The organism is Burkholderiales bacterium (genome assembly GCA_035518095.1).
In the GTDB taxonomy this organism is placed as follows: domain Bacteria; phylum Pseudomonadota; class Gammaproteobacteria; order Burkholderiales; family JAHFRG01; genus JAHFRG01.
Genome location: DATIXX010000049.1, coordinates 1 through 3774, shown reverse-complemented (window position 1 = coordinate 3774; position 3774 = coordinate 1). Strand labels below are relative to the sequence as shown.

At 53.8% G+C, this 3774-nt stretch carries 4 protein-coding genes; 3 read left to right on the top strand and 1 reads right to left on the bottom strand.

Annotation, left to right across the window (positions count from 1 at the left end; translation table 11 throughout):
* Together VLV32_08975 and VLV32_08970 are read left to right on the top strand one after the other, a co-directional pair.
* Positions 1-306, top strand: a 306-nt coding sequence (locus VLV32_08975) for a glycosyltransferase (GenBank protein HUL42018.1), incomplete at its 5' end; no start/stop codon positions are given.
* Positions 307-636: 330 nt separating this feature from the next.
* The gene (locus VLV32_08970; GenBank protein HUL42017.1) at positions 637-1938 is read left to right on the top strand and encodes a serine/threonine-protein kinase; all 1302 of its coding nucleotides are present in this window, start codon (positions 637-639) and stop codon (positions 1936-1938) included.
* A gap of 128 nt (positions 1939-2066) precedes the next feature.
* On the opposite strand, the gene VLV32_08965 is transcribed toward VLV32_08970, so the two are convergent.
* Complete coding sequence (locus VLV32_08965) at positions 2067-2612, bottom strand: DUF4124 domain-containing protein (protein ID HUL42016.1); 546 nt, start codon at positions 2610-2612, stop codon at positions 2067-2069.
* Between the two features lie 230 nt (positions 2613-2842).
* On the opposite strand from VLV32_08965, the gene VLV32_08960 reads away from it, so the two are divergent.
* The coding region (locus VLV32_08960) for a CapA family protein (GenBank protein ID HUL42015.1) at positions 2843-3774 on the top strand (932 nt) is incomplete at its 3' end.

Here is a 3774-nt window from a genome sequence, read left to right as displayed (position 1 = left end):
CTATTGTATCCGTCATTCGCCGAGGGCCACGGCCTGCCGGTGTCTGAGGCGCTGTCACTGGGCGTGCCGGTAATAGCAAGCGATCTACCGGTGTTTCGTGAATTCGCGGGAGCAATTCCAGAATACGCAAATCCACTCGATGCGCAACGCTGGATGGAGCTGGTTGATGAATACACCGACGCGCATAGCGCCCGGAGGAGGGCCCAGCTCGAGCGGATCGCTGATTACCGTCCGACGACTTGGGCACAGCATCTCAATACTGTCGATGAATTTCTCAGTCAACTGGGAAAGCGGCCGCCCGCTTGATTTTCCTGGCCGTTGAACTCGGCTTGCGTGCCCGAGCCAACGGGAAGCGAATGCCGGCCTGCTCACAAAATTCGAGAGAAATCCTAGACTAAGCGCTGCTGTACGATGTGCCCCGAAATTTATTACTTTCCGGGGACCGGTGGGTCATTAAAGATATAGACCTCTTAATGTGAATTACTTCACATTCTTCTTAAAATACACGCTGCTACATTAATAATGCGGGCCGTGGCACCGAGGTCCCGCATGACGCATGCACGGGTTCAAGACCGTCTCGGGCCAAAGAGTTTTGACCGCGGCAATGCGCGAAGCAACCGATTCAATGGGAAGCACATGACCACCTTTGCAGAGAGCCAAGCGAAATCCAGGCTGGAGCGCATTGGCAAATACGAGATCAAAAAGCTACTCGGCAAAGGCACCTTAGGCACGGTATATCTTGGAGTTGACCCCTTTGCCAATTCCAATGTGGCAGTAAAACTGATTGACCCCAACGTATTCCAGGATCCGACACAGGGCAGGGTTCTCCGCAAGCAGTTCTTGAATGAGGCTTCTCTCGCCGGAAAGCTTATACACCCTCACATTGTTTCAATTATCGACGCGCAGGTAGGCACGGACTGCAATTATGTGGTTATGGAATATGTGGCTGGTGGGAGCCTGGCAAAGTTTACCCGCGCCCAAAGTTTGCTTCCGATCAAGGACGTAATCGAGATCGGGTTTAAATGTTGTGGCGCACTCGATTACGCATCGCGCCAGGGTATCGTGCATCGCGATGTCAAGCCCGCAAACATCATGGTTGTAAGCAATACCGAAGTGAAAGTCACCGATTTCGGCGCGGCCTACCTTCAAAAGGGCCTATCGACGCAGATTCTGAACATCGGTTCGCCCGCTTATATGTCGCCGGAACAGATCAGCGCAAAGTCGCTGACACAGCACAGCGATATGTTCTCATTGGCCGTTGTGCTATACCAACTTTTGACGGGCCAGCAACCCTTCACCGCAAAGAGTATGTCGTCTCTTTTTCAAATGATCCTCAATCAAGAGCCGTTGCCCCCAAGTTCGCTACGGCCCTCGCTTAGCCCGGATTTGGATCGCGTGTTATTGTTAGCCCTCAAGAAAAACCCACAGGACCGTTATCCCGGCTGGGCTGATTTCGCACTTGAGCTGGCAAAGGTCGGACAGCTCAGTGTTTACGACCAGGAAATACCGGACAGCGAAAAGTTTCCAGCGTTGAGGGCAATGGAGGTTCTAAAGCAGCTTAGCGATACCGAAATCTGGGAACTGGTCAACGTGAGCCAATGGCGCCGCTTGCCCGCGCAGAGCGCGATCCTGCGTGAAAATGAGCCAGGCCAGAGCCTATATTTTTTGACACAAGGACAGGTCAAGGTGACAAAGCATGGACGCCTCCTCGGCACCCTCAAGGGCGGCGAGTGTTTCGGCGAAATGAGTTATATTCGAGGCGGTGTGCTGCCACGCCAGGCTACCGTCGAGTCTTTAACCGAAGTGGTGATTGCCGAGCTTAAGAGCGCCGATTTGGAGCGCATAAGTGACGGCTGCCAACTCCGCTTCGCGCGCGCGCTGATGCGCACTCTTGTCGATCGCCTGGCGCTCGCAAACATTAGAATGTCCCAGGTATAAGCTGCTGCGCGTACAACAGTTGCGCAGTACCCCCGTCATCCGGAACAAATAATCTGACGTACGGATTGGTCTTCGAACCGGGCAGCCGATCCCGTGTTGCTAGGCGGGAGATATCTTAAACCCGGATGTCAGCGACCGGACCTGTGCTCTTCATCTGATCCGCCCACGGCCGCGCGGTGCACATAGAACTTCACCGGGCGTGCCGCGATCAGTGTATTGCCTGCGCTGTCCAAAACAGCCACTTTAAGCTCATGCATTGTATTGTCCGTGGCCGCGCTCTGCCATTCGGCGGAGCTAATATTGAACTGAAGCGAGTTGCGCAGTGTAGGCAATGTTGTCCCGTCCAAAGAAACACTGATCGCATTGCCATTCTGTAAGGCCGGGGTAAGGCCTAAGTTGACCTGGAACTCACCGGTATTGCTATGCACAGTGCCTTGATCTTGCGGTGAAAGAATCGTTAAAGCAGTGTAGCCCGGAGTAGACTGATTCGACTGCTGTTCCACTTGAGTCGGGGTTCCGACAACGTTTGGCGGCGGAACATCAATTGGCTGAGCCCCGGGGCTTGGTGTATCGGAAAATACGGGCCCTTGTTTGTCCTTCGATTCGTATACCGTTTGAGCGTCTGCGACCGCGGGAAGGAAAAAGACGAGTAGCGACAAAATCGCAAGTTTCATAGCAGCATCCGAGTGAAGGAACAGCCTTTCGAAAATTATAGCTCAGCGCAGTGCCTCAGGCTACTATAGGGTGCGAATCGTTTTCGTGTGAACAGCCACCGCAAGACAGCCGATAGGATAGGGGCAGTACTGAATGTCTTGTTACACTTGCCAGAATCTGCGTTCAGCTGTCGTTCGATCCTCTTCTCAATTTGCCGCTTTATATGAAGCTATTTCTATGTGGCGACGTTATGACAGGTCGGGGTATTGACCAAATTCTGCCGCACCCGAGCAAGCCGCATCTGTTTGAGCCGTACGTTGGCTTGGCGACTGATTACGTTGAACTGGCCGAAACGGCCAGCGGCGCTGTAAAAAAACCTGTCGACTTTGCTTACGTTTGGGGAGATGCCCTAGAAGAATTCGAGCGAGCTGATCCGGATGTGCGAATAATCAATTTAGAGACGGCCGTTACGGGGAGCGAAGACGCTTGGCCGGGAAAAGGAATCCATTACCGCATGAACCCCGCAAACACGCCGTGCCTTTCTGCCGCTAAACTCGATTGCTGCGTGTTAGCCAACAATCATGTGCTGGATTGGGGACGCAGTGGGCTGTTCGAAACTTTGGACTCACTGCACCAGGTGAAGCTGCATACTGCGGGAGCGGGACGCAACCAGGACGAGGCGTCGGCACCGGCGTGTATTGAAGTGCGGGGGCGGGGCAGGGTACTGGTATTCGCATTCGCTATGGCGAGCAGCGGTGTAGCTCGCGGTTGGGCGGCAACCGAAAAACAATCTGGCGTAAATTTTCTGAGAGATTTCTCCGAGCGTGCTATTGACGCAATAAAGCGTCAGGTGCTGAGCCAAAAGCAAAAAGGGGATATCGCTGTGTTTTCGGTGCATTGGGACGAAAATTGGGGCTTTAGCGTTTCGAAGGAAGAGCGCATGTTCGCGCATCGCCTTATCGACGAAGCAGGAATCGACGTGGTGCACGGCCACTCCTCGCACCACGTGAAGGGCATCGAGGTCTACCGGGAAAGACCGATTATTTACGGCTGCGGCGATTTTCTGAATGACTACGAAGGTATCGGCGGACACGAGGCTTACCGGTCCGATCTCTCGCTGATGTATTTCCCGGTAGTGGATGCCGCCACCGGTAAATTGCTTCAATTCAGCGTCACCCCAAC

What these genes read in the sequence shown, in the direction of transcription:
- VLV32_08970 (HUL42017.1), top strand. Translation starts at nt 637, where the DNA reads ATGACCACCTTTGCAGAGAGCCAAGCGAAATCCAGGCTGGAGCGCATT.
- VLV32_08965 (HUL42016.1), bottom strand. Translation starts at nt 2,612, where the DNA reads ATGAAACTTGCGATTTTGTCGCTACTCGTCTTTTTCCTTCCCGCGGTC.